Genomic DNA, 25676 nt, shown 5'->3' with positions numbered 1-25676 from the left:
TGGTTGTGTTTATCTATAACTCTAGCATATTTACAAATTAAAATAGTATTGATAAAATTAAAACATATTAATATTTAATAAATATTTAATAAATATTCAAGGAAATTATTTACATATCACTCTTTATTTATTAGAATATACATATAATATATTAATCTTAACGAAAGGAGAGAGTTTATGCATTCTTTTAACAAGGATATAGGATCCCTGGGCGAAGATATTGCTGAAACTTACCTAAAGCAGGTTGGATATACTGTGCTGGATAGAAACTTTAGGTGTAAAATCGGTGAAATAGACATAATTGGAAAAGACGGAGATTATATCTGTTTTATTGAAGTTAAAACCCGCTATGGCTCAATATATGGAAATCCATGTGAAGCAGTAAGTTATTCTAAGCAAAGAAAGATTTATAAGACTGCAGAGTCCTATATAATGAGAAAAAAACTTTTTAAATTTAACTTTAGATTTGATGTTATAGAAATCATATTGAATAATTCTAATAATGCACCGTCCATTAGACTTATAAAAGATGCTTTTCAAATGTAGCTTTTACTAATTATTTCTTATAAAAGAAAAGAATGACACTTTAATATTGCAGTGTCATTCTTTATATAATTACTATATTATATTTTTTAAAAAGCTCATTCTATGTATTCTGCATGTACCAAATTTTTTTATTGCCTGAATATGTTCTTCTGTACCATATCCAGCATTGTTCTCAAAGCCATAATGTGTATACATATTAGAGTATTCTCTCATTAAATTATCTCTATAAACTTTTGCTATTATCGAAGCACACGCTATGCTAGCACTCTTAGCATCACCTTTTATAATAAATTCATTGTGAATGTTTAAATTTTTTACTGCATATCCATCAGAAAGTACTATGTCTGGAGCTACTTTTAATCCTAAAACAGCTCTTCTAAGCACCTCATTATTACACCATGCAATACCCCTGTCATCTATTTCTGAACTATTTAAAAGTGCTATATTATAACTCACAGCCTTTTCCTTTATTAATTTTGATAGCAATTCTCTATTTTTAGCTGAAAGCTTCTTTGAATCTTTTACTCCTAATATTATTTCTTCATCCTTTTCATAGTTTAGCTTTAATACTACGGCAGCTGCAGCTATAGGTCCTGCTAACGGTCCTCTTCCCACTTCATCAACTCCAGCTACATATATGTACTTTCCAAAACTTTTATCAAATTTATACATTTCTTTGACTCTAACAAGTTCACTTTCTTTTTTATCGATAAACTTCCTTAAACTTTCAGCTAAACCTATTACGTTCTTTCTACTATCTTCATTTAAACATTCAATAGTCTTATATACTTTTTCTTTATCATTGAAGGAATAGTTATCCTTAATATATGACACATATTCTTTTATAGTATTAAAATTCAAATTAGATTTACTTTCAGATAAATCTTTTTCTAAGCTAATAATCTTGTCTTTTCCAATAGATAAATTCTCATTCATAATAAGTAACTCTCCATTTAATAAGCTTAAGGTCTTTCCAATGATATTGGTCCTAATTTTCCGCCTCTAAATTCATCTAAAAGCATTACCGCAACTCTATTATAATCTATTTCTCCTCTAGATATAACCGCTCCTCTTTTTCTTCCTATACTATTCATATTTTCTAAAGCCTCCTCGTCTAGTTTATCGAGTTTATACCTTGTCATTAATCTATCCGCATAATCTACTTGAAGCCTTTTTATAAGATTCAACGCTAATTCTTCTATATCCATAACCTCATCTTTTATAGCTCCTGTAAATGCTAAATTTAGCTGTGTCTCTTCACTTTCTAATTTAGGCCATAAAATCCCTGGAGTGTCCATTAATTCAATGCCAATTTTTGTTTTAATCCATTGTTTACTTCTCGTAACACCAGGTCTATCACCAGTCTTTGCAATATTATTTTTTGCCATCTTGTTAATAAACGAGGATTTGCCTACATTCGGAATGCCTACAACCATAACTCTATCCGTTATATTTACTATGCCTTTAGTCTTCATTCTATCATGTTTTTCCTTTAATAGTTCATTTAACAGTGGTTTAATACCTTTTAAACCTTCACCAGTAATACAATTTACGCCTATAACTCTTATATTTTCTTTTGAAAGATACTTAATCCACTCTTTAGTGATAAAAGCTTCACTTAAGTCACTTTTATTTAATAATATTATTCTTGGTTTATTCCCACATATGTCATCTACATCTGGATTCTTGCTTGATCTAACTATTCTGGCATCTCTAATCTCTATTACTGCGTCTACTAGTTTTAGGTTTTCCTTTATCTCTCTTCTAGTCTTTGCCATATGACCTGGAAACCAATTTATTGCCATTGCACTCTTCCTTTCTAGTATTTAAAAGTTTTATCAATAAATCCAAACTGCAAAAGATTATTTAAAGCTAGTTTTCCAAATCTACTAAATGGATATATTCTTAAAGCCGCTCTACCTACTACCATTTTGTAATCTACAAAACCTACATCTGGATATCTACTATCTCTACTATTATTTCTGTTATCTCCTAATACAAATATTGTGTTTTGAGGAACTGTAACTTCATTAAAGTCTCTCATATTTTGTTCAAGTATATATGATTCATCTTTAGGTTTATCATTTATATATAATTTATTATTTTCAATCTTAACTCTGTCCCCACCTACAGCAATTACCCTCTTTATGAATTTTTCCTTAGGGTCTGCTGGATATTTTATTACAACTATATCACCTGGTTTTGGAGCTCTAAAATAGTAACTTACCTTTTCCACAATAAGTCTATCTTTATTATTTAAAGTAGGATCCATTGAATGTCCATCTACACTAACAGTCTCAAATACAAATGTTATAATTAAAAAAGCCGCTATAATAGCTATAACTATTGATTTCCCTAATTCAATTAATTCTTTTACCAAAATACTACACCACCTTAATATACAAAAAAGGGACTTTATTAAGCCCCATTTCTATTTTAATATTTCTTTAACTTTGGCTGCCTTACCTACTCTGTCTCTTAAGTAGAATAACTTAGCTCTTCTTACTTTACCTCTTCTTACTACTTCTATTTTTTCAATTGAAGGAGCGTTAACTGGGAATGTTTTTTCAACTCCTACATTGTAAGCTACTCTTCTTACAGTAAAAGTTTCTCTTAATCCACCATTTTGTCTTTTAAGAACTATTCCTTCGAAAATCTGAACTCTTTCTTTATTTCCTTCTTTAATTCTTAAGTGAACTTTTACCGTATCTCCTACATTGAAACTTGGTAAATCGTTTCTAATTTGTTCTGCTTCAATTTGTCTTATTACTTCTAACATTGTGCATTACCTCCTAAATAATATTCGACGTTCTTGCCCAGCAATTAGGCAGACAGAGGACCGCCTGTGTAGCACAAAATTCATTTTACCATATAAAAATTTATTTTTCAATAAAAATTTACTTCTTAAAAAATATTTTTTTCAAATAAAAATTTCAAACGCTATTTCATTGTAATTTTAATATTTCGCAATAGTTTTTTGTCTTCATCAGATAGTTCAAATTTATTAAATAGATCTGGTCTTCTTCTTTTAGTTATTAAAAGTGATTGAAGTCTTCTCCATTTTCTTATATTTTCATGATGTCCTGAAGTTAAAATTTCTGGTACCTTAATATCTTCAAAATATTCCGGCCTTGTATATTGTGGATATTCCAATAACCCATTATAGAAAGATTCTTCTGTGTAACTTTCACTACTTGACAATACTCCCGGTATAATTCTACATATGCTGTCTATTATAGGTATACATGCCATTTCTCCACCAGTAAGTACAAAGTCACCTAAAGATATTTCCATGTCAATATATTTATAGGTTCTCTCGTCTATTCCTTCATAATGTCCACAAATAAATATTAATTCATTTTCCTCTGCAAATTCTTTAGCCATGTCTTGATTAAAAGTTTTTCCTCTTGGGCCTAAAAAGATGACTTTTCCTCTATTATTTTGTTTTACTGCTTTTACACAATCTACTATTGGTTGAGCAGACATAACCATACCTGCACCTCCACCGTAAGGGTAATCATCAACTTTTTTGTGCTTATTTTTTGTATAATCTCTAATGTTAACTGCATTAATTTCTACAATTCCTTTTTCTCTAGCTTTACCTATTATACTATGATTAAACACTTGAAACATCTCAGGAAAGAGCGTCAATATATCTATTTTTCTTGCCATGTTTCCACCGGCTTTATGACTATTTTCTGATTTTCCACATCTATACTAATTACAATTTCTTTTAAAACAGGAATTAATAACTCTTTTCCTTCTTTTATCCAGTATACATCATTATTTTTCGTATGTATTACATCATAAATTTTTCCAAGGTCTACTCCATTTTCATCTAATACTGTACATCCAATTATATCAGTTACAAAATATCTTCCCTCTGGAAGCTTTATTGCATCCTCTCTAGATACTTCTATATATTTTTCTTTATATTTTACTGCATCTTCAATAGAATCTATTCCATCAATTTTCAATATAACTCTATCATTTTGAAGCTTGCACCATACAACTTCTCGCTCAATTCCATTCACATAAACTTTTTTAAGTTTTCTAAATCTTTTTATATCATCTGTCAAAGGATATACTTTTAATTCTCCTTTAATTCCATGAGTGTTTATTATTTGCCCTACAGCTAAAAACTGTTTCATAGAATTCTTTCCTCCTATATTATATATAAATAAAAGAGTTAGGTGCACCTAACTCTTTTATATTATTTCAACAACAACTCTCTTATTTTCTTTTATAGCTGCTGCTTTTACAACAGTTCTTATAGCTTTAGCTATTCTTCCCTGTTTTCCAATTACTTTGCCCATATCGTCTGGTGCAACTTTTAGTTCAAGAATTATTGATTGCTCTCCAGCAATTTCATTTACCTGAACCATTTCTGGGTTATCAACTAATGACTTAGCTATAGTTTCAACTAATTCTTTCATTTAATACACCCCTAGTTACTACTTATTTAATCCAGCTCTTACAAAAAGCTTCTTTATGATATCAGTTGGTTGAGCACCATTTTGTAACCATTTATTAGCTTTTTCCTCATCTACTTTTATAGTAGCTGGTTCAGTTGTTGGATTGTAATAACCTATTTCTTCTACAAATCTACCATCTCTTGGAGATCTTGAATCTGCCACAACTATTCTATAAAATGGAGCTTTCTTAGCACCCATTCTTCTTAATCTGATTTTTACTGCCATTAATTTCACCTCCTTTAACGGAATATATATAAATGTAATTTTTTATAAGTTTAATTTACAAAACCTTTAAAAAGGCAATTTACCAAACAATCCTTTTTTAAACCCTTTTTGCATTCCCTTCATTTGCTTCATCATCTTTTTCATATTTTCAAAATCTTTTAAAAGCTTATTTACTTGCTGTATGGTAGTACCAGATCCTGCTGCTATTCGCTTCTTTCTTGAAGGAGAACTACTTATTAAAGAAGGGGTTCTTCTTTCTTTAATAGTCATTGAACTGATTATAGCCTCTATTTTAACTAGCTCTTTCTCACTTGAACTTAAATCTACTCCTTGAAGCTCCTTAGCATTTGCTCCTGGTATCATTTCAATTAATTTATTTAATGGACCCAACTTTTTCATTTGCTGCATTGATGATAAAAAGTCCTCTAAATTAAATTCTTGGCTCATCATGCGAGTTCCTAATTTTTTGGCTTCTTCTTCATCTATAGACTGTTGTGCTTTTTCAATAAGTGATAATACATCACCCATCCCTAATATTCTCGATGCCATTCTGTCTGGATGAAAAACTTCAAAATCACTCATTTTTTCCCCAACACCAGCAAATTTAATAGGCTTTCCAGTCATAGCTTTTATTGATAGTGCGGCTCCACCTCTTGTATCTCCATCTAGCTTTGTTAATATTACCCCACTTAAATCTAGTTGTTCATTAAAGCTATTAGCAACATTTACTGCATCTTGACCTGTCATGGAATCTACAACTAATAATACTTCATCAGGATTCATGTTGCCCTTTATATCTTTTAACTCATTCATTAATTCTTCATCTATATGAAGTCTACCTGCTGTATCTATTATAAGAACATTTAAACTGTTATTCTTAGCATATTCTAACGCACCCTTTGATATATCTACAGGAGTTACTTTGTCTCCCATAGAAAACACTGGAACATCTATTTGTTTTCCTACTACCTGAAGCTGCTTAATTGCTGCTGGTCTATATATGTCACACGCTACAAGAAGTGGTTTTTTATTCTTCTTTCTAAGCTGAAGTGCAAGTTTTCCTGCCATAGTAGTTTTACCTGCACCTTGTAATCCTACAAGCATTATGATAGTTGTTCCACTTGAGGAATATTGGATGCCACTTTCACTACTTCCCATTAAATCTTTAAGCTCTTCATTAACTATTTTTATAACATGCTGTGCTGGAGTTAAACTTTGAAGAACTTCTTCTCCAAGACACTTTTCACTTACAGTTTTTATAAAATCTTTAACAACTTTATAGTTAACATCTGCTTCTAAAAGTGCTAGTTTTACTTCTCTCATAGCATCTTTTATATCTTTTTCCGAAAGCTTACCTTTGCCTCTAAGTTTTTTTAAGGTTTCCTGAAGCTTAGAAGCTAACCCTTCAAAAGCCATGCTATTCCTCCTTTTAGTCGGAACACCGGATAGTTTTGCTTGTTTTCACTAGCAAAATCATCCGTTAAAGTCCATTTAGAACTTTAACCTCCTAAATATTATCAATTACATATTTTTTTATTTCATATAATATTTTAGAATTTTTCTCATCATCTATTTTTAATAAATCTATTGAATTCAAAAGAGATTTTTTGAATTTTTCAATCTTTATTCTTTGTCTCATCAAGCCTAACTTTTCCTCATAATGCAAAAGAAGCTTATGACATCTTTTAATAATGTCGTGCACTGCTTGCCTACTAGTGTTTGTTATCTCTGATATCTCAGCTAAGGATAAATCATCATTATAATATAAATCCATTATATCTTTTTGTTTTTCTGTTAAAAGCTCACTATACATGTCTAATAGTATCGAAAGTTCAATTCTTTCTTCCATGAAGTATTATGCAATTATTGAATTGCAGTTTCACTCCTTTAAATTTATTAAAACAATTAATTATGTTTTACTCAACGAAGTATATGATATCAAAGATTATACCTACTGTCAAGTATTTTTACTTAACAGCATAAAAATATTTTTATCATCATAAAATTTATCATTTTTCAATATTATTAGAATTAAGTCATAGACATCCACACTAGACAGTTAGCTTATGGGCCGCAAAATACTTAGTTTTAGACTTATCAAAAGTATTTATTGTGCTGGAAGAATGTCAATATATCCCGGAGTATAAGCTAACTGTCGGCCTTAGGTGTCTATAAATATATATTCTAAAATAAAGCTTCTGCAAATTCCCTTGGATTAAATTCTTGTAAGTCCTCTATACCTTCTCCGACACCTATCAATTTAACTGGTATTTGCAAACTATGTTTTATAGATATTACAATACCACCTTTAGCAGTTCCATCAAGCTTTGTAAGTACTATTCCATCAATAGGGCAAACCTCCATAAACTGTTTTGCCTGTTGAACTGCATTTTGGCCAGTTGTAGCATCTAGTACCAATAATGTTTGTCTATATGCTTCTCCGTATTCCCTATCGATTATTCTATTTATTTTTCCAAGCTCATCCATGAGATTTTTTTTGTTATGTAACCTTCCTGCCGTATCGCAAATAAGTATATCAGTTTTTCTTGCCTTAGCAGCCTGAACTGCATCAAAAACTACTGCTGCCGGGTCTGATCCCTCTTGCTGTTTTATAATGTCTACACCTGCTCTATTACTCCAAACCTCAAGTTGATCTATAGCTGCTGCTCTAAAGGTATCCGCTGCTGCCATTAGCACCTTATATCCATCATCTTTAAGTTTCGAAGATATTTTTCCAATAGATGTTGTCTTACCAACACCATTTACTCCTATTACTAAAAAAACTGCTGGAGTTTTTTCTGGTTTAACAGTTCCATTTTCTTCTCCTAATATATCTACTATAACTTCTTTTAAGTAGTCTTTAACTAGAGCTGGATCTTTAACCTTGTTTTCTCTTATCTTCTCTTTCAAATTATCTATAATATGAAGAGTTGTATCAACACCTATATCTGCAGTAATAAGTATTTCCTCTAGTTCTTCATATAAATCATCATCTATTGTCATAGCACCACTTAACATATCTGTTATTTTTCCTGTAAGATTATTCTTAGTTTTCGTAAGTCCTTCTTTTAATTTATCAAAAAATCCACCAAACATTTTATTTGCCTCCTAAGTTATAATTATTGTATAAACAGCTTACTTAAATTCATAGTTTAAAAATAATACGACATATTATTTTTAAGATGCTTCTTCTCTACTTAAATCAACTGACACAATTTTAGATATACCTTTTTCCTCCATAGTAACTCCATATAATGCGTCACTCGCCTCCATAGTACCTTTTCTATGAGTTATAACAATAAATTGTATGTTCTCTGAAAATTTCTTCAAAAATTCTGCGTATCTATTAACATTAGCATCGTCTAAAGCTGCTTCAATTTCATCTAATATGCAGAAAGGAGTTGGTTTCATTTTTAAAATTGCAAATAGTAATGCTATTGCTGAAAGCCCTTTTTCACCACCAGACATCAAATTAATGTTTTGAAGCTTTTTCCCTGGTGGCTGAACTGTTATATCTATATTTCCATTAAGTTCATCTCCATTTGTCAATATTAAATCAGCACTTCCTCCTTTAAATAATTCTTTAAAGGTTTCATTAAAGTTTTTCCTAAGTTTATTAAAGTTTTCATTAAATACAAACTTCATCTTATTAGTCATTTCGTCTATTACTTTAATAAGTTCGTCTTTAGATTTTATCAAATCCTCTTTTTGCTCAGTCATAAAATTTACTTTTTCAGTTACTTCCTTGTACTCATCAATAGCACTTAAATTAACAGTACCTAATGATGATATATTGCTTTTTAAAATAGAAATTTCTTTTTTAATATCTTCAAGATTTTCTATATCTTCTTTATAATCTAGAGCCTCTGCATAGGTGATTTCAAACTCATCATTCAGTTTAGAGTACATGGCTTCTTTTTCAGAAATCAGTTTTGCCTGTGAAAGCTGAATTTTATGCAACTCTTCTTCTTTTTTGTCAATTATTAAACTTAAGTTTTCTAAACTTCCGCTGTCTATTTTTATTTTTCCTTTAATTTTTATAATTTCAATATCCTGTTCTTTTATCTTATTATCTAAATCATCGATAAGTTTTTCTATTCTCCCAACTTCTTTTTTATTATTTTTAATTTGTATGCTATGCTTATCAATATTTTCTCTTGATTTTTTATTTTCTTCTTCTATAATTTTCTTTTTCTGATTTAACTCCGCTATATCAGACAATAGTTTTTGAAAAATTAGATTTTTATTTAGTACGCCCTCATCTATTTGCGCTTTTTTTATTTTCAGATATGTAAGTTTTTCCTTTGCATTATCAATTTCTTCGTTTTTATCCTCTAATTTTTCTTCAATTTCATTAATCAAATTGTCATTTTTAGTCTGATTATGGGTAACCATCTCCAATTCTTTGTCCTTAGTCTGAAATTCCTCTATATTTTCTTTTAATTTTTCATTTAATATCTCTACTTCTTTATTAGATACTTCTAAATTTCCCTTTAATTTGCCACTTTCATCATCAATGGCATTTAATTTTTCTTTTAATTTAGTAATTTCTATATTCTCAATGTATACTTGATCTTTCAAATTTAAATTTTCTTCATCCAACGTCTTAATATCACTTCTGCATTTTTGTAGTTCTAAATTTAACTTGTTTATATTTTCTTCTGTATCTTTTATCTTAAGTTTAATGTCTTCAATTTCTCTTTTTCTTCCAATTATATTTGCACTTCTATTATGCAGACTTCCGCCAGTTAAAGACCCTCCAGGATTAACAACCTCTCCCGATAATGTAACTATCTTAAAGCTATAATTAGATACCTTGGCTATTTTAAGAGCACTATCCATAGTGTCACATATTATAGTTCTTCCTAATATATGCTCCACAGCATTAATAAAGCTATTATCATAGTTTATTAATTCACTAGCTATACCCACATATCCTTCTATTTCATTTATAGCCTTTGTTATAACAGCTTTTCTACCTCTCACAATAGTCAAAGGTAAAAATGTAGCTCTACCAATATTATTTAGCTTTAAATATTTAATAAGATCTTTAGCTATTAGTTCATCTTTAGTTATTACATCTGAAATAGCACCACCTAATGCTATTTCGATAGCTATTTCAAACTTTTTCTCAACCTTTATTACTTCTCCTAAAACAAAACAGCTGTTTTTTCTTAAAGCTACTTTTCCTTTATTTACATCATTCATTAATGTCTTTACTGATCTATTATAACCTTCATATTGTTTATCTAAATTTACAAGCATATTATGATTTGCTTCTAGCTTATTATGATTATTATTTAAGTCTCTAAATTCCTTTTCTTTAATAGTCAAAGTAGAATTTAATTTAGATATTTGTGCCAAATTACTTTTCATATTGCTCTGTAAATTAATTATTTTTGCCTTTATATTTTCAATCTGCCCTAAAAAAGCTTCCTTAGTTTTAACATTTATTTTAATGGAATGTAAATAACTTTCACATGAATTTTTTATGTCTTCAATTTTTTCTTTAAGTGCTTCAGTATCATTTTTTAAATTTAAAATATTATTTTTTAAATTTGATATACTACTTAAATACTCAATTTGATCATCTTTTAATTTTTTTATTAAATTAGTTTTGTCTAGAATAGATGCAGAAATTGCCTCTACATTGTTTTCATGTTCATATATTTGTTTATTTATTTGCTCCTGTTCTTTTTTTAAACTACTTAACTCGTTGTTTTGAAGATCTCTATCAGAAATTATGTTTTCTAATTTAGTTTCTATCTGACCAATTTCTGTAGAATTTTTCTTTATATCATTATACAGATTTTCTAATCTTTCACTTAAAAGATTAATTTCAGATCCTACATTTTGCTTTTTCTCTTTGCTATCATAATATTGTTTTTTACAATCTGAATTCTCTGCATTTAAATTTTCAAGCTTTTCATTGTATATATTTATATTATCTTTAAATTCCATGAGTTTTTTATTTAACTCTTCTGTATTGCCGTTCATTTCTATAATGGAATTTTCAAGTGAATTTATTTTTGACTCAATTTTATCTATAGAGTAAACTGCCATATTTATTTCTTTTTGTTTAAGCTCTTCAGATAACTTTATAAATTTCTTCGCTTTTTCATTTTCTATACTTAATGGCTCTAATCGTTCTTCATAAGCACCTAAAATATCATTTATTCTAATAAGATTAGTATCTGTGTTCTCAAGTTTTTTTTCTGCTTCTTCTTTTCTCCATTTAAATTTTACTATACCTGCTGCTTCTTCTAGAAGGCTTCTTCTTTCCTCTGGTCTTCCACTGAGTACTGCTTCAATTTTCCCCTGCCCTATTATCGAATATCCCTCTTTACCTATCCCTGTATCCATAAAGAGTTCATGGATATCTTTTAACCTGCATTGAGTATTATTAATAAAATATTCACTTTCACCTGAGCGATAAAGTCTTCTAGAAACAGTAATATCTGTATAATCTAAAGGTAACTTTTTATCCTCATTGTCCAGTGTCAGAGAAACTTGACTTAACCCTACAGGTTTCCTAAATTGAGTTCCTGCAAATATAACGTCTTCCATTTTGCCGCCTCTAAGACTTTTTACACTTTGTTCTCCAAGAACCCACTTAACAGCATCAGAAATGTTACTTTTACCACTACCATTTGGACCAACAATAGAGGTAACTCCATTTTTAAACAATAGTTCAGTTTTATCAGCAAAGGATTTGAAACCCCTTATTTCTATAGACTTTAAATACATAAATAGTACACTCCTTATCTTCCAAACAACATTGGAAGCATGCTAACTATCATCATAAGTGCTACTACATATACTAATATTTTTCTGATTTTCTCTCTTGATTTTTTATTCATACTATAACACTCCTTTTAAAATTAGTATTATACAATTTACCTTATATAGTTTATATTATATCAACTAAAATATCAATTATAAAATAAAACTTCTATAAAACAAAAACCCTGTTCATAACAGGGTTTTATCAATCAAAGTTATCTTGGTTCAACTATAAATTTTATTGCTGTTCTTTCTTCTCCCTCAATTGTTATTTCTGAAAAAGCTGGAACAACAACTAAGTCAATACCATTCGGAGCAACAAACCCTCTAGTAATAGCTATAGCCTTTACTGCTTGGTTAACTGCACCTGCTCCTACTGCCTGAACCTCTGCTGTTGAGTTATCCCTCAATACAGCTGCTAAAGCCCCTGCTACTGATTTTGGCTGAGATTGCGCTGATACTTTTAATACTTCCATGTATAATTCCTCCCTACAAATATTGTTATATTCATAAGGAATAATATTCTATAAGCTGCTTAAATTTCCTTCTTTATACTTTTTCATCATATATTCATTAATCGACATTTTTTTATAGTTTTCTTCTTGTTTTAAAATCAAACTTCCTCTATCAAGACTGTTATCTTGAATAACGTAAATATTTTGTGTCTTTAATTGTTTCTTTATGTCGTTAAAAAATTTCTTTTTATTTGCATACAACTTAGATAAGTCTTTTTCATTTATCCTTATAACAAGTTCTTTATTAATATCAAAAATCTCTTCTAAAATCATGTCATTATAAATGCTACCTTCTACAAGTTCCCTAAAAGCAGGATGAAAGGGTCCTGCTACAAGTTCCCTGCCTTCGTTTATTTCCTCCGTTGGCTGAAGTCCTACTCTAATAACATTTATGTTATTAGCTATAGCCATAGAATATATAACTTTGGCAATTTTTACAGCTTCATAAAGTTCATAAGGTTTATATGTACCATTATTAAACATCTTTTCCATAGGAGTATTCTTTATAACTAAAGCTGGATAAATTCTATAGATATCTGGTTTCATAGCAATAGATTTTTGAACGGTTTCAATATCTCTCTGAAAATTATCTTCCGGAAGACCAAGCATTACTTGATGTCCAAGTATAAATCCGTATTCTTTTATAAGCTTAGACGCTCTTGCCACATCTCCTTCTGAATGTCCCCTTCCTGATTTTATTAATACTTCTTCATCTAAAGACTGAATTCCTAACTCTATTACATCTACAGAATAATTTTTAAGATTTATTAATATTTTATCATCAATATAATCCGGCCTTGTAGATAAGTGTATAAAATTTATGATTCCTTTATCCTTATATTCTTTAGCAACTGAAAGCAACTCTTGCTGCTTCTCTAAACTTATAGCTGTAAAAGTGCCCCCAAAAAAAGATACTTCTATAATGGAATTTTCTTTTTTTATAGTTTCAAGATATTTGTTTATTAAATTTCTTGTAAATTCCCCATCTACCTTTTGTATATTGCCTGTAATAGTTTCTTGATTGCAAAACACGCAATTATGAGGACATCCCTCATGTGGAACAAATATAGGTATTATATAATGACTTTTACTCATTCTTATCCTCCAAGGTTTCTAATGCTTCTCGTGCTGCATTTTGCTCTGATTCCTTTTTACTATATCCAACTCCATTGCCCAAAATTTTCCTTTCAACAGAAACTTGAGTATAGAATTTTCTTCTATGAGGCGGACCTTCGTGTTTTGTTAATGAGTATTCTATGCAAACATCTCCATTCTGCTGCATTACTTCCTGCAATTTAGTTTTATAATCTAGTATAATTTTATTTTTTATTGCTCTTTCTATAATATCCTTAAAGTTGTCAATAATAAAACTCTTAGCTTTTTCAAATCCACTGTCAACATAAACTGCTGCAATTATAGCTTCTACACAATCTGCCAATATTGAAATTCTTTCTCGTCCTCCGGTAAGCTCTTCTCCTTTGCTCATTCTAATATATTTTCCAACTTCCCATTTTTTTGCTATTTCGTATAATGAATTTTCACATACTATAAGAGCCCTTCTCTTAGTAAGTTCTCCTTCTGATTTATTAACATAACTACTAAACAAGTATTCGGATATACTTAGTTGCAAAACAGAATCGCCAAGAAATTCCAATCTTTCATTGAATTTAACATTCTTCTTTCCATTAGCGTATGAACTGTGAGTTATAGCTTCTCTTAAAAGCTCTTTATTGTTAATACTCATATTTAATTTCTTTTCTAGTTCCTCAAGAATGTTTTTTCTGCTTACTATCATAAATTAACTCCTTTTGAAGTTTATTCTTCAATTTGCTCTTATATCTAAACAAATTCAAGAATAAACTACGTATTTATTTTAACAGACAAATTTAAAGCCCCGTTTTAAACGGGACTTTATGAAGTATTATTCTTCAGTATGTGCTTTTATGTACTCAACTACATCATTAACAGTAGCTATTTTCTCAGCATCTTCATCTGGTATTTCTAAATCAAACTCTGTTTCCAAAGCCATTATTAATTCAACTATATCAAGTGAATCTGCACCTAAGTCATCAACAAAAGATGACTCCATATTCACCTCATCTGCGTCAATACCAAGTTGCTCAGATATTATATTCTTAATCTTTTCAAACATATCGTCTCACCTCCTAAAAGCTTTTATACATAAATAATATTACATAAATAATGTACCGTCAATATAAATAGTGCTAAATTTATTATTCTAAATTATCAAATATTAATACATCTATTTTTTATTAATTATACCTTGAATGATTTTTCATTTTACTAAACTAATTTTTGTTTTCTTCAAGCGAGCTTATTGTTGACAATTCATTCTCTATCTTATATATTATATTATTATCGTAACAATTTAATGCCTGCCTTATAGCATTTTTAAAAGCTCTGCTATCAGAACTACCATGTGCCTTGATACAAATTCCCCGTGATCCTAAAAAGGGAGATCCCCCATACTCAGAGTAATCAAACCTTTTCTTCAATTCTTTGAAAGCAGGTTTCAACAAAACTGCCCCTATCTTAGATGTAAAAGATTTTGTTATTTCACTCTTGAGCATATCAAAAACATTCAGAGCTACCCCTTCATACATTTTTAATATTGTATTGCCTACAAATCCATCGCAAACTAATATGTTTACATCTCCATTTGATATTTCTCTAGGCTCTACATTCCCTACAAAGTTAAAGTTTGCATTCTTAAGCATCCCATATACAGTTTTAGTTAACTCATTTCCTTTCTCTTCTTCAGAGCCTATATTTACCAAGCCAACTGTTGGATTCTTCACACCTAACACGCTTTCAAAATAAATCTTGCCCATTAAAGCAAATTGCATTAAATACTGTGGTTTACAGTCTACATTTGCACCAGCATCTACTATCATAAAAGCACCATTTTTCCCTGGCATTATAGGCGCCAAGGCTACTCTATCAATCCCATTTATTCTACTTGCTATCAAAGTTGCTCCTGTCATAAGTGCACCTGTGCTTCCAGCAGATATGACTGCATCTGCTTTCCCCTTCTTAACCAATTCTAATGCCTTAACCAAACTAGAATCTTTCTTCTTTCTTATAGCCATTACCGGAGGCTCATTTGTAGTTATTATCTCACTAGCACTAAGTATACTAATTCTTTCTTTTGGATATCGGTACTTATCAAGCTCGGATCTTATCAGTTCCTCTCTGCCAGTAATAATTATATCTACCTCATAATCTTTTATTGCTTGAACACACCCATCTACTACAGCAGCAGGCGCAAAGTCTCCACCCATACCGTCCACTACAACTACCATAGTTGCTCATCCCTCTCTAATATTATTATTAAAAATTTATTTCATTTCTAATGATAACATAATCTTTAATCCAAAAGAATATTGCATTAAACAATATAAATAAAAAAAGAAAGTCCATAAGACTTTCCTTCCTTATTATTGTTCAGTTGAAACAACTTCTTTGCCCTTATAATATCCACAACTCTTGCATACTCTATGCGCAAGTTTCATTTCATGACACTGAGGACATTCAACTATTCCTGGTAGGCTTAGTTTAACATTTGCTGCTCTTCTTGAGTCTCTTCTAGCTTTTGAAAATCTTCTCGCTGGATTTCCCACAGTACTACACCTCCTTAATCAGTCAAAAACATATCTTTTAGTTTTGCCAATCTAGGATCAATGTTATCTTTCGTACAATTGCATGCAGAAAAATTTAGATTTGTCCCGCATTGTTGGCATAAGCCCTTGCAGTCTTCTTTGCAAAGCCTCTTGATTGGCAGAGTTACTATAATATTATTTTCTATAATCTCTGTGATATCTATTGTATCACTATCTATAAAGATGACATCATCATCTTTATTTACCCCATCATGATTTGTAAATTTTTCTTCAACATTCAATTCAACAGCATAACTAAATTTTTCAATGCATCGCGAACAGGTAAGTTCTAATAAAGTATTTACTGTTCCAGTTAAATTTATAACGTCCCCTACTTTATCTAGTATACCATTAAATTTAATCGGCTGCAAAAATTTAATAGTTTCTCTTCCATCAAAATAGCTTTCTTCATTGAGTTCTAGATGGATCTCTCTTCTGGCTGTTTCTTTTTTTAACAAATCAGAAATATCCAATTTCATAATGCTCACCTCTATATATTAGCCACAATTTATTATATAGAGATGAGCATTAAAAGTCAAGATTTATTTATTTTTTGTCAGATAATGAAATTTTTTATTATTTTACGCTTTCGACTATTTCTTTAGTGTCTCTAGCTATCATAAGTTCTTCATCTGTTGGAATAACAAATACTTTAACTTTTGAGTCTGCTGTACTTATTTCTGTAGCCTTACCTCTAACATTATTTTTGTCTGCATCTATGTTAACTCCTAAATATTGTAATCCATCACAAATTGCGGCTCTGCTTGTTATTGAATTTTCTCCAAGCCCTGCAGTAAATACTATACAATCTACTCCATTAAGAGCTGCAGCATATGCCCCTATAGAAGTTCTTACTCTATAGTGGAATACGTCTAAAGCAAGCTTAGCTCTCTTATTTCCTTCTTTTGCAGCACCTTCTATATCTCTGAAGTCACTGCTTACTCCTGATACACCAAGAACACCTGATTTTTTATTCATTAGAGTATCTACTTCTGAAGTGCTCATTCCAGCTTCTTTTTCTAAGAAAGGCACTATAGCTGGATCTATATCTCCACATCTAGTTCCCATAACTACACCTGCAAGTGGAGTAAATCCCATTGTAGTATCTACCGATTTTCCACCTTTTACTGCAGATAAGCTAGCACCATTTCCTAAGTGGCAAGTTATAATTTTTAAATCTTCTATTTTCTTACCCATAAGTTCAGCTGCTGTCATTGAAACGAATCTATGTGAAGTACCATGGAAGCCATACTTTCTTATTCCATACTTAGTATATAATTCATATGGTAATGCATACATGAATGCTTCTTCTGGTAAAGTTTGATGGAATGCTGTATCAAATACTGCAACCATTGGTGTAGATGGCATTAATTCTTTACAAGCATTTATTCCAATTATATTTGGCGGATTGTGTAATGGAGCTAATTTAACACACTCTTCTAAAGCTTCCATAACTTTTCCATCTATTAATACTGATCCAGCATATTTTTCTCCACCATGAACAACTCTATGTCCAACTGCTGATATTTCTGCCATGCTTCCTATTACACCATGTTCTTTGTCAACAAGAGCATCAAGCACTAATCCTATAGCTACTTTATGATCTTTCATTGGTTGTTCTATTACATATTTCTCATCATTAACTTTTTGAGTTAAAATTGAACCTTCAATTCCTATTCTTTCTACAAGACCTTTTGCTAACACTTTTTCATCTTCCATATTCATTAATTGATATTTTAAAGATGAACTTCCACAGTTTATTACTAATACTTTCATTGTTATTCTCCCTCCGGATTAAATTATACTTTAATTTATTTAGGAAAACTTTAATTATCTACTATTTTGATGCGTCCTGTGCTTGAAGTGCAGTTATAGCTACAACATTAACTATATCATCTGAACTACATCCTCTTGATAAATCGTTTATAGGTTTAGCAAATCCTTGGCATATAGGTCCTATAGCCTCGGCTCCCGCAAATCTTTGAACTAATTTATATCCTATGTTACCTGCTTGTAAATCTGGGAATACTAAAACATTTGCTTTTCCTGCAACTTTGCTATCTGGAGCTTTTAGATCAGCTACTTTCTTAACTATAGCAGCATCTAATTGTAATTCTCCATCTATATCTAGATCTGGTCTCATTTCTTTAGCTAATTCAGTAGCTTTTTTAACCTTATCTACTAAATCATGTTGTGCGCTACCCATAGTTGAGAATGATAACATCGCAACTCTTGGTTCCATTCCACAAAGAGTTTTTGCAGTTTCAGCTGTACTTATAGCAATTGATGCTAATTCCTCAGCAGTTGGACATGGGTTTACTGCACAATCTGCAAAAAGAAGCAATCCATTTTCACCATATTGACAGTTAGGTACTTCCATTACAAATGTACTTGAAACTACTGATATTCCAGGTGCAGTTTTAACAATTTGAAGTCCTGGTCTTAATAAATCTCCTGTAGTATGTATTGCTCCTGAAACTAATCCGTCAGCATGACCCAATTTAACCATCATTGTTGCAAAATATAGCGGATCTCTTACAACTTTGTCTGCTTTCTCTAGAGTCATTCCTTTTTTCTTTCTTAATTCATAAAATTCGTTAGCATACACTGTTGTTTTATCTGAAGTCTCTGGATCAAGTACTGTAACACCTTCCAAACTTACCCCCAAACCTGCAGCCTTTTCTCTAATTGCCTTTTCTGATCCAACTAGAATAAGATTTGCAAGTCCATTTTCCATTATTTTGCCACATGCTTGAAGAGTTCTTTCTTCTTCACCTTCTGGTAAAACAATTGTTTTTTTATCTGCCTGAGCTTTTGCCCAAACTTTTTCTATTAATTTTGACATCTTCTACTCTCCCTCCAAAATAAAAATAAATATAAAATGAGTTAAAATTGCATACACTTATACTATAATCCTTTTTTAAGGTATTTTTCAATAAAAAAAATGTAAATTTTAAATTTTTTATTGAAAATTTTTTATTTCTCAATTTCTATATCAAAGACTTTAATTAATATTCAATAAATTGCAACTTGCCAATTAAAACAAAAATAAATATAATTATTTATAATTTGTTAATTTAGGAGGAATTACCTTTGAATGTAACTGGCATTATAGTTGAATATAATCCCTTCCATAAAGGGCATTTATATCATATAAATAAAACTAAAGAAATCACAAAATGTTCTCATATTATTGCTGTAATGAGTGGTAATTTTGTTCAACGAGGAGCCCCAGCAATTGTTGATAAATGGACTAGGGCCAAAACCGCTTTAATGAATGGCGTGGATTTAGTAATAGAACTTCCACTTATATACAGCTTATCCTCTGCCGAATTTTTTGCTTTGGGAGCAGTAAGCATTTTAAACAATTTAGGAATAGTTAATAATCTATGTTTTGGTAGTGAATATGGAGATCCCAAGATTCTATATAATATATCTAAAATATTATCAGAAGAATCTAAAGAGTACAAAGATATACTAAAAGAAAAGCTCCAACTAGGATTAGCTTATCCTAGTGCTCGAAGTAAGGCTTTGATAGAGTTTATCAACAAGTATAATGTTGAAAATTTATCAGATTTTAATTTAGAAGAAATAATTTCTTCACCCAATAATATTTTAGGAATAGAATATTGTAAAAATCTTATAAGATTGAAAAGCACTATACTTCCTTTTTCAATCCAAAGACATGGAAGTTGCTACAACAGCTCAATTTTTGAAGGTGAATTTTCTAGCGCTTCTTCTATAAGAAAATTCATAAAAGATACAAAAAATATCAGTGGCATTGAAAATTATATACCATCAAATGCCTATAATTTACTTCTGCAACAATTTAAAAATAACTCTGTCTTCCCCTCAGAAGATTTGATGCTTCCATATCTTAGATATAAATATACATTATATAAAGAAACAATCGAAAATCTCCCAGATGTATCTGAGGGTATTCATAATAGAATATATAAATATCTAGAAAATGCTGAAAACTATGAGAATCTTATCAATTCTATAAAAACTAAAAGATACACTTATTCTCGTATCAGCAGGATTTTATGTCAATTTTTTGTTGGTTTTGAAAATTTCAATATTTGTGAATTAAGAAAGTTATCCTGTCCATATGTCAGAATTTTAGGTTTTAATAATAAAGGCTTGGAACTGCTTAAGACCATTAAGAAAACCTGCTCTACTCCTATATACACTAAAATTCCTAAAGAATTAAACAAAACTCTTTCTTTAGACATTCAAGGGACAAGAACTTATAGCCTTATAAATAGAAATATAAATTATAATTCTGATTATTTAACAAGGCCTATTATATTATAGGCATAATCACCTACTTATACATATCAGCAAAATATTTTTATAACAAAAATTAGAATAAGAAGTTAAAAATCTAAATATAATTAAATAAATTTATAATTAAGTGTAAGAAGTAGGTGATTACAATTTGATAATTTTATTTTATGTAATAGTTTTATTAGCCCTTATATTATTAGCATACTTGTTGAAAAATAAAAGCATTTTTATAACCATTATTTGCTCTTTGCTAATAATACAAATTATATCGGCACCAAAAATATGTATTGACGGTGTTATATCTGGTGTATTTTTGTTTTTTTACAAAGTATTTCCTTCGCTTTTTTCTTTTTTAGTCGTTTCAAATATAATGATGTCTTACGATGGTGTTTACATATACTCAAAAGCCTTAGGCAGCATTATATGCAAACCTCTCAGACTTCCTAAAAACTGCAATTTTGTGTTGATAGTTAGCATACTATGCGGCTATCCACTTGGAGCCAAATATGCTTGTGACTTATATAAAAAAAATATCATAGACATAAAAACCTGCGAAAGACTTCTTAACATAGCCTCAAATGCAAGCCCTTTATTTATGCTTGGCTCTGTTGGTATATCCATGCTTGGAAGTTCCTATATAGGTTATATCTTATTATTATCCAATTTACTTTCTTGTTTGATAATGGGAATTCTGCTTCCTGTTAGAACTGATATTGCTAAAAAGCGTAATTATGAAGAAAAGCACATATATGAGGATTCAAATATAGGAGATGTTCTTAAATCTAGTATTGAAAATTCAATAAAAACTTGTCTATCTATAGGCGGATTTGTAACCCTTTTTTCTGTAGTTAATAACATATTAAAGTTTAACCATGTATTTAATTCATTTATTTATCAAATATCAAACTTACTCCATATATCAAAGGATATAGTTGAAGGATGTACTCTAGGAATAATTGAAATGACTAATGGCTGCAGTTTAGTTTCTTCTTCTAGTGCCTCTATGACTTGGAAAATAGCCCTTGTAAGCTTTCTTTTTACCTTCAGCGGTCTATCTATTATGTTTCAGGTTTACTCCTTTACATATAAATTTGATATATCAATGAAAAAATATGCCTTGAGAAAAATACTCCAAGGCTCCGTCTGTTCCATACTCAGTGTGGCTATGTACGAAAACAATCTATTTAATTTTTCGAGACAAACTTTTATACACAAATATTTTACCAAAAGCATCACTATAAATGAGTTATCCACACTTTTATTAATACTAATATTAACTTTACTTCTTCCTTGGATTACTTTTAAATTGAAGAGGTTATTTCATATCTCTTAGTTCTTTTATATTATTTTTAATTTCGTTAGTTTGTAAATTAATATTACGTTCTAAATCTAGTACAAATTTTTCTAAATCACCCTTTAAATTTTCAAGAAGCTGGTTCTTCTTATTGGTAAGTTCTGCATCTAGCCCACTTAGTATTTCTTTGGCATAATCTCTCGCACCTAATCTTATTGACTTTGCACTTCTTTGAGCAGAAGCTATTATTTCTTCTGCTCTTATATTTGCTTCTCGAGTAATATCATGGTTTTCAATTTGCTTTTTTAGTATATTTAAGTTTTCCTTTTTTAAGTTTTCTGCTTCCTGTATTGCTTCAGTTAATATTCGCTCTTTTTCTTCAATAACCCATTGAGCCTTCTTTAGTTCATCAGGCATGTGATGTACTATATTTTCTATTATTTCTAGAGTCTCTTTTTTATCCATCATAACTTTTCCTGTCATTGGAACTTTTGATGATGTTTCAACTATCTCATGAAGATATTCTATTAATTTTATTACATCCATACTCTCCCCCCTAAAGGCGATTAACCTTTTTCATAACATCAGGTATTATTTCATCAGGAACCAAGTCCTTAATACATCCTCCAAACATAGCTACCTGTTTTACAGATGAGGAACTTAAAAAAGAGGTTTTAGCACTTGTCATCATAAACACAGTTTCTATATTTGGATCTAACTTATTGTTCATAAGTGACATTTGAAATTCATATTCAAAATCTGATACGGCACGAAGACCTTTTATTATAACCTTCGCATCTTTGTTTTTCATAAAATGAATCAAAAGTCCACTGAAGCTTTCTACTTTTACATTTGGAATTTCTTTTACTACCCTCTGAATTAGTTTGACTCTCTCTCCAATATCAAAAAGGCCTTCTTTTTGTGGATTTACAAGCACGCCTACTATTACCTCATCAAATACCTTAGCAGACCTTCTTATTATATCTAAGTGTCCATTAGTCACCGGGTCAAAACTTCCTGGATAAACTGCTGTTTTCATGGCTGTTAGTCCTCCCTATACCTGTAAAAACATACAGTTGTATTACCGTATTTTCTATGATCTACAAGAGTAATATTCTCTGTCCCTTGGTACAAATCCTCTTGGCTATCAATTTTAGTTACTATAAGTCCATCTTTTTCTAACAAGCCTTCTTTTTCTATAATTTCTACTGCTGGTGGGATTAAGTTTTTTAAATAAGGTGGATCTATAAAAATCAAATCAAAAACTATTTTTCTTTTTGCAAACTCCTCTAAAGCTTTATAGGAATCCATATTAAAGCACTTACAAATTTCTCCAAACTTTAAATTTTCTACATTTTTTTGAAGAAATGAAAATGTTGTTTTATCTCTATCAACTAGATAACATTCTTTAGCCCCTCTGCTTGCAGCTTCTAACCCTAAACTTCCAGTACCTGAAAATACATCTACTACTGTAGCTCCATAAACTCTATTTTGTATAATATTAAACATAGATTCTTTAATTCTATCCAAAGTAGGTCTAGTAGTATCCATGCCAATTGGTGACATAAGCTTTCTTCCTCTAGCAAGACCTGCAATAATTCTCATAACTTATCCTCCTAATGTTTCCTTGTTGTTTCTGTAATTATTGTCATTTTACTATAATATTTTAGCATATATGACTCTATTATACAAAACTATTTTATCCAATAACTAAATGCTATTATACTAGATCTCTATAATTGTATTAAAAAGTGAATTTAACACATTTTAATTAAAGCATATAAATTTTGAATTTTGTTCTATCTTTCTAAAAATTTCATTTTTAATCTTTATATCTATTTCGCTATTGCTTTCTATGAGTTTTTTAGCTTCTAGATTAGCTGCTTTTAATATTCCTATATCTTCTACTACATCTGAAAGTATAAGTCCACCTTCTCCGTGCTGTCTAAACCCAAATATCTCTCCCGCACCCCTTATTTTCAAATCCTGTTCTGCAATAAAGAATCCATCATTGCTACTTTTCATTATTTCCATTCTTTTTCTTATAATATCATTTTTAATATTAGCTACTAGTATACAGTAAGATTTATGCTTTCCTCTTCCAACTCTTCCTCTTAATTGGTGTAATTGAGCAAGTCCAAATCGTTCTGCATTTTCTATTATCATTAAAGTCGCATTGGGAACATTTATTCCTACTTCAATAACTGTAGTAGATATTATAACTTTAGTTTCACCATCTTTAAACCTGCTCATAATTTCATCTTTAGCTTTCGGTGGCATTTTTCCATGAAGTATATCAACAGGAATATCCATGAAATACTCTGACTTTAACTCATTATATAGATTTTCTACAGAACTCAAGTCTAATTCCTCGTTTTCTTCTACTAAAGGACAAACTACGTACACCTGTCTGCCTTTCTTTATTTCTTCCACAGCAAAGTTATAAGCTTTGTATTTTAAGTCTTCCTTTATGTAATGTGTTTCTATTTTTTGCCTTCCCGGTGGAAGTTCATCAATTATGGATACATCTAAATCTCCATAAAGATACAAGCTTAATGTTCTAGGTATTGGTGTAGCAGTCATAACTAAAGTATCTAAATTTTTACCTTTATTAGTCAATTTGCTTCTTTGCATTACCCCAAATCTATGCTGCTCATCAGTAACTACTATTCCAATATTCTTGAATTCAACATTATCTTCAATGAGAGCATGAGTTCCTATTATTAAATCTATATTTCCTTCTCTTAGGTCTTCTTTAATTTGCTCTTTATTCTTCTGAGTGGTGCTTCCACACAACAACTTTACTTTAACATTAAAATCACTAAATAATCGCTCCGCTTCTAAGTAATGCTGATTTGCTAATATTTCTGTGGGAGCCATTATAACAGCCTGATAACCATTTTTAATTACATTAAAGGCAGCTATTAGTGCTACAATAGTTTTACCACTACCTACATCTCCTTGAACTAACCTATTCATAGGATTTTCTTTTTTCTGATCAATTAAAATTTCTCGTATAACTCTATTTTGTGCGTTTGTCAATGCATAGGGCAACCTATCCTTTAGTTCCTTTAGTTCATTATTTATTTTAAAAGCTATCCCTTTTTTATTATTATTAAAATAGGCTTTAAGCATTAGTATCTTTAAGGAATACGTAAATAACTCCTGAAATTTAAGTCTTCTTTTAGCTTGATTTAATTCTTCCAAATTAGATGGATTGTGTATTACTCTTACAGCCTTATCTAAACTGCAAAGTTTGTACTTATTGGTTATCCACTCAGGAAGATTTTCTTCTATAACAATATCCTTTAAAACTTGATCTATAAGCTTCATTATTAAACCATTCGTAATTCCAGATTTAAGAGGATATTTAGGAATTATTTTCTCCTTGCTCTCCATACTTGCTTTGCCTTTAACTATCGTTGGATTGATAATAGAAGTATCCCCTCTAAATTCCTGCAACTTTCCCATTATAGTATAATCACAATTAACCTTAAAATAATTTTTCATATAAGGCTGATTAAACCATTTTCCTTTAAATAAACTACTGCCATCGTCAAAAACCACTGTAGAAATTACTTTACCATTTTTTGTTCTAACATCTTTGTCTATCTTTATAACCCTGCAGTTAATTATAACCTTTCCTACATTCTTTTCATCCGATAATGACCCACAGGATGATATCACATCATAATCTCGTGGAAAATATAAAAGCAAATCCAAAATATTAAAAACACAACATTTTTTCAATATATCTGTAGTCTTAGGACCTACGCCTTTTAAACAAGCTATATCATTATATATATCCAATGAACTCACTCCATTTTTAGTCATATAGTTTTAATATCAATCTCATATCATTTGCATT

The 25676-nt window shown here is 30.2% G+C and carries 28 protein-coding genes; 3 read left to right on the top strand and 25 right to left on the bottom strand.

The window, feature by feature from the left end:
- The first annotated feature begins 177 nt into the window (after positions 1 to 177).
- A complete protein-coding gene (locus I6U48_RS03475; protein WP_218319011.1) occupies positions 178 to 546 on the top strand; it encodes a YraN family protein in 369 nt (122 codons plus the stop codon).
- 72 nt (positions 547 to 618) lie between these two features.
- Here the strand turns inward: I6U48_RS03475 and rnhB are convergent, their stop codons facing one another.
- From rnhB to pta, 21 genes are all read right to left on the bottom strand, one after another.
- On the bottom strand, positions 619 to 1482 hold the full coding sequence (gene rnhB / locus I6U48_RS03470) for a ribonuclease HII (protein WP_218319010.1): 864 nt from the start codon (positions 1480 to 1482) through the stop codon (positions 619 to 621).
- 26 nt (positions 1483 to 1508) lie between these two features.
- Entirely contained in the window at positions 1509 to 2351 is an 843-nt protein-coding gene (ylqF, locus tag I6U48_RS03465; protein WP_218319009.1) for a ribosome biogenesis GTPase YlqF, read from the bottom strand.
- Positions 2352 to 2365: 14 nt separating this feature from the next.
- The gene (lepB, locus tag I6U48_RS03460; protein WP_218319008.1) at positions 2366 to 2926 is read right to left on the bottom strand and encodes a signal peptidase I; all 561 of its coding nucleotides are present in this window, start codon (positions 2924 to 2926) and stop codon (positions 2366 to 2368) included.
- Between the two features lie 51 nt (positions 2927 to 2977).
- Positions 2978 to 3325, bottom strand: a complete 348-nt coding sequence (gene rplS / locus I6U48_RS03455) for a 50S ribosomal protein L19 (RefSeq protein WP_218319007.1) — start codon at positions 3323 to 3325, stop codon at positions 2978 to 2980.
- A 161-nt stretch (positions 3326 to 3486) separates the two neighbouring features.
- Positions 3487 to 4218, bottom strand: a complete 732-nt coding sequence (gene trmD / locus I6U48_RS03450) for a tRNA (guanosine(37)-N1)-methyltransferase TrmD (RefSeq protein ID WP_218319006.1) — start codon at positions 4216 to 4218, stop codon at positions 3487 to 3489.
- Positions 4203 to 4697 (bottom strand): ribosome maturation factor RimM, encoded by a 495-nt coding sequence (rimM, locus tag I6U48_RS03445; RefSeq protein ID WP_218319005.1) that lies wholly within the window; start codon positions 4695 to 4697, stop codon positions 4203 to 4205. Before rimM ends, trmD begins: the two co-directional genes overlap by 16 nt.
- Before the next feature lie 57 nt (positions 4698 to 4754).
- Positions 4755 to 4982, bottom strand: coding sequence for a KH domain-containing protein (locus I6U48_RS03440; protein WP_218319004.1), 228 nt, complete (start codon positions 4980 to 4982; stop codon positions 4755 to 4757).
- 18 nt (positions 4983 to 5000) lie between these two features.
- Positions 5001 to 5246 carry a 30S ribosomal protein S16 gene (gene rpsP, locus I6U48_RS03435; protein ID WP_218319003.1) on the bottom strand — a complete coding sequence of 82 codons (246 nt, stop codon included), beginning with the start codon at positions 5244 to 5246 and terminating at the stop codon, positions 5001 to 5003.
- A 66-nt stretch (positions 5247 to 5312) separates the two neighbouring features.
- On the bottom strand, positions 5313 to 6662 hold the full coding sequence (gene ffh, locus I6U48_RS03430) for a signal recognition particle protein (RefSeq protein WP_218319002.1): 1350 nt from the start codon (positions 6660 to 6662) through the stop codon (positions 5313 to 5315).
- A gap of 91 nt (positions 6663 to 6753) precedes the next feature.
- The gene (locus I6U48_RS03425) at positions 6754 to 7095 is read right to left on the bottom strand and encodes a putative DNA-binding protein (RefSeq protein WP_218319001.1); all 342 of its coding nucleotides are present in this window, start codon (positions 7093 to 7095) and stop codon (positions 6754 to 6756) included.
- Between the two features lie 335 nt (positions 7096 to 7430).
- Entirely contained in the window at positions 7431 to 8342 is a 912-nt protein-coding gene (ftsY, locus tag I6U48_RS03420; protein WP_218319000.1) for a signal recognition particle-docking protein FtsY, read from the bottom strand.
- An 81-nt stretch (positions 8343 to 8423) separates the two neighbouring features.
- On the bottom strand, positions 8424 to 11993 hold the full coding sequence (gene smc / locus I6U48_RS03415; protein ID WP_218318999.1) for a chromosome segregation protein SMC: 3570 nt from the start codon (positions 11991 to 11993) through the stop codon (positions 8424 to 8426).
- Between the two features lie 251 nt (positions 11994 to 12244).
- The gene (locus I6U48_RS03410; RefSeq protein WP_218318998.1) at positions 12245 to 12505 is read right to left on the bottom strand and encodes a stage V sporulation protein S; all 261 of its coding nucleotides are present in this window, start codon (positions 12503 to 12505) and stop codon (positions 12245 to 12247) included.
- A gap of 48 nt (positions 12506 to 12553) precedes the next feature.
- On the bottom strand, positions 12554 to 13639 hold the full coding sequence (locus I6U48_RS03405) for an elongator complex protein 3 (RefSeq protein WP_218318997.1): 1086 nt from the start codon (positions 13637 to 13639) through the stop codon (positions 12554 to 12556).
- Positions 13632 to 14339, bottom strand: a complete 708-nt coding sequence (rnc, locus tag I6U48_RS03400) for a ribonuclease III (protein ID WP_218318996.1) — start codon at positions 14337 to 14339, stop codon at positions 13632 to 13634. The genes I6U48_RS03405 and rnc overlap by 8 nt, the downstream gene beginning before the upstream one ends.
- Before the next feature lie 126 nt (positions 14340 to 14465).
- Entirely contained in the window at positions 14466 to 14696 is a 231-nt protein-coding gene (acpP, locus tag I6U48_RS03395) for an acyl carrier protein (protein WP_218318995.1), read from the bottom strand.
- 157 nt (positions 14697 to 14853) lie between these two features.
- Entirely contained in the window at positions 14854 to 15867 is a 1014-nt protein-coding gene (gene plsX, locus I6U48_RS03390; protein ID WP_218318994.1) for a phosphate acyltransferase PlsX, read from the bottom strand.
- Positions 15868 to 16002: 135 nt separating this feature from the next.
- Positions 16003 to 16185: a 50S ribosomal protein L32 gene (gene rpmF / locus I6U48_RS03385; RefSeq protein ID WP_178910758.1), complete on the bottom strand. Its 183-nt coding sequence runs from the start codon at positions 16183 to 16185 to the stop codon at positions 16003 to 16005.
- A gap of 14 nt (positions 16186 to 16199) precedes the next feature.
- Positions 16200 to 16703, bottom strand: a complete 504-nt coding sequence (locus I6U48_RS03380) for a YceD family protein (protein ID WP_218318993.1) — start codon at positions 16701 to 16703, stop codon at positions 16200 to 16202.
- 97 nt (positions 16704 to 16800) lie between these two features.
- Entirely contained in the window at positions 16801 to 18000 is a 1200-nt protein-coding gene (locus tag I6U48_RS03375; RefSeq protein WP_218318992.1) for an acetate/propionate family kinase, read from the bottom strand.
- Positions 18001 to 18061: 61 nt separating this feature from the next.
- Complete coding sequence (gene pta / locus I6U48_RS03370) at positions 18062 to 19069, bottom strand: phosphate acetyltransferase (protein WP_218318991.1); 1008 nt, start codon at positions 19067 to 19069, stop codon at positions 18062 to 18064.
- Between the two features lie 248 nt (positions 19070 to 19317).
- Between pta and I6U48_RS03365 the strand changes: the two genes are divergently transcribed.
- Positions 19318 to 20541, top strand: a complete 1224-nt coding sequence (locus I6U48_RS03365) for a nucleotidyltransferase (protein ID WP_218318990.1) — start codon at positions 19318 to 19320, stop codon at positions 20539 to 20541.
- Positions 20542 to 20665: 124 nt separating this feature from the next.
- Positions 20666 to 21847: a dipicolinic acid transporter SpoVV gene (gene spoVV / locus I6U48_RS03360; protein ID WP_218318989.1), complete on the top strand. Its 1182-nt coding sequence runs from the start codon at positions 20666 to 20668 to the stop codon at positions 21845 to 21847.
- Here the strand turns inward: spoVV and I6U48_RS03355 are convergent.
- The 4 genes from I6U48_RS03355 to recG form a co-directional block, all read right to left on the bottom strand.
- A complete protein-coding gene (locus tag I6U48_RS03355; RefSeq protein ID WP_218318988.1) occupies positions 21830 to 22354 on the bottom strand; it encodes an ATPase in 525 nt (174 codons plus the stop codon). The genes spoVV and I6U48_RS03355 overlap by 18 nt on opposite strands.
- A 10-nt stretch (positions 22355 to 22364) precedes the next feature.
- Positions 22365 to 22847: a pantetheine-phosphate adenylyltransferase gene (gene coaD, locus I6U48_RS03350; RefSeq protein WP_218318987.1), complete on the bottom strand. Its 483-nt coding sequence runs from the start codon at positions 22845 to 22847 to the stop codon at positions 22365 to 22367.
- 5 nt (positions 22848 to 22852) lie between these two features.
- Complete coding sequence (gene rsmD, locus I6U48_RS03345) at positions 22853 to 23413, bottom strand: 16S rRNA (guanine(966)-N(2))-methyltransferase RsmD (protein ID WP_218318986.1); 561 nt, start codon at positions 23411 to 23413, stop codon at positions 22853 to 22855.
- Between the two features lie 162 nt (positions 23414 to 23575).
- Positions 23576 to 25618 (bottom strand): ATP-dependent DNA helicase RecG, encoded by a 2043-nt coding sequence (gene recG, locus I6U48_RS03340; protein WP_218318985.1) that lies wholly within the window; start codon positions 25616 to 25618, stop codon positions 23576 to 23578.
- Between the last annotated feature and the right edge of the window lie 58 nt (positions 25619 to 25676).

The organism is Clostridium thailandense, assembly GCF_019207025.1.
In the GTDB taxonomy this organism is placed as follows: domain Bacteria; phylum Bacillota; class Clostridia; order Clostridiales; family Clostridiaceae; genus Clostridium_AM; species Clostridium_AM thailandense.
This window is presented reverse-complemented; position numbering and strand designations above follow the sequence as displayed.

Coding starts and splice junctions, on each gene's coding strand:
- I6U48_RS03405 (WP_218318997.1), bottom strand. CDS start 13,639: ATGAGTAAAAGTCATTATATAATACCTATATTTGTTCCACATGAGGGA.
- ftsY (WP_218319000.1), bottom strand. CDS start 8,342: ATGTTTGGTGGATTTTTTGATAAATTAAAAGAAGGACTTACGAAAACT.
- I6U48_RS03475 (WP_218319011.1), top strand. CDS start 178: ATGCATTCTTTTAACAAGGATATAGGATCCCTGGGCGAAGATATTGCT.
- smc (WP_218318999.1), bottom strand. CDS start 11,993: ATGTATTTAAAGTCTATAGAAATAAGGGGTTTCAAATCCTTTGCTGAT.
- I6U48_RS03375 (WP_218318992.1), bottom strand. CDS start 18,000: ATGAAAGTATTAGTAATAAACTGTGGAAGTTCATCTTTAAAATATCAA.
- rsmD (WP_218318986.1), bottom strand. CDS start 23,413: ATGAGAATTATTGCAGGTCTTGCTAGAGGAAGAAAGCTTATGTCACCA.
- rplS (WP_218319007.1), bottom strand. CDS start 3,325: ATGTTAGAAGTAATAAGACAAATTGAAGCAGAACAAATTAGAAACGAT.
- I6U48_RS03380 (WP_218318993.1), bottom strand. CDS start 16,703: ATGAAATTGGATATTTCTGATTTGTTAAAAAAAGAAACAGCCAGAAGA.
- ffh (WP_218319002.1), bottom strand. CDS start 6,662: ATGGCTTTTGAAGGGTTAGCTTCTAAGCTTCAGGAAACCTTAAAAAAA.
- acpP (WP_218318995.1), bottom strand. CDS start 14,696: ATGTTTGAAAAGATTAAGAATATAATATCTGAGCAACTTGGTATTGAC.
- trmD (WP_218319006.1), bottom strand. CDS start 4,218: ATGGCAAGAAAAATAGATATATTGACGCTCTTTCCTGAGATGTTTCAA.
- rimM (WP_218319005.1), bottom strand. CDS start 4,697: ATGAAACAGTTTTTAGCTGTAGGGCAAATAATAAACACTCATGGAATT.
- plsX (WP_218318994.1), bottom strand. CDS start 15,867: ATGGTAGTTGTAGTGGACGGTATGGGTGGAGACTTTGCGCCTGCTGCT.
- rnc (WP_218318996.1), bottom strand. CDS start 14,339: ATGATAGTAAGCAGAAAAAACATTCTTGAGGAACTAGAAAAGAAATTA.
- coaD (WP_218318987.1), bottom strand. CDS start 22,847: ATGAAAACAGCAGTTTATCCAGGAAGTTTTGACCCGGTGACTAATGGA.
- ylqF (WP_218319009.1), bottom strand. CDS start 2,351: ATGGCAATAAATTGGTTTCCAGGTCATATGGCAAAGACTAGAAGAGAG.
- I6U48_RS03425 (WP_218319001.1), bottom strand. CDS start 7,095: ATGGAAGAAAGAATTGAACTTTCGATACTATTAGACATGTATAGTGAG.
- I6U48_RS03410 (WP_218318998.1), bottom strand. CDS start 12,505: ATGGAAGTATTAAAAGTATCAGCGCAATCTCAGCCAAAATCAGTAGCA.
- I6U48_RS03440 (WP_218319004.1), bottom strand. CDS start 4,982: ATGAAAGAATTAGTTGAAACTATAGCTAAGTCATTAGTTGATAACCCA.
- pta (WP_218318991.1), bottom strand. CDS start 19,069: ATGTCAAAATTAATAGAAAAAGTTTGGGCAAAAGCTCAGGCAGATAAA.
- I6U48_RS03355 (WP_218318988.1), bottom strand. CDS start 22,354: ATGGATGTAATAAAATTAATAGAATATCTTCATGAGATAGTTGAAACA.
- rpsP (WP_218319003.1), bottom strand. CDS start 5,246: ATGGCAGTAAAAATCAGATTAAGAAGAATGGGTGCTAAGAAAGCTCCA.
- rnhB (WP_218319010.1), bottom strand. CDS start 1,482: ATGAATGAGAATTTATCTATTGGAAAAGACAAGATTATTAGCTTAGAA.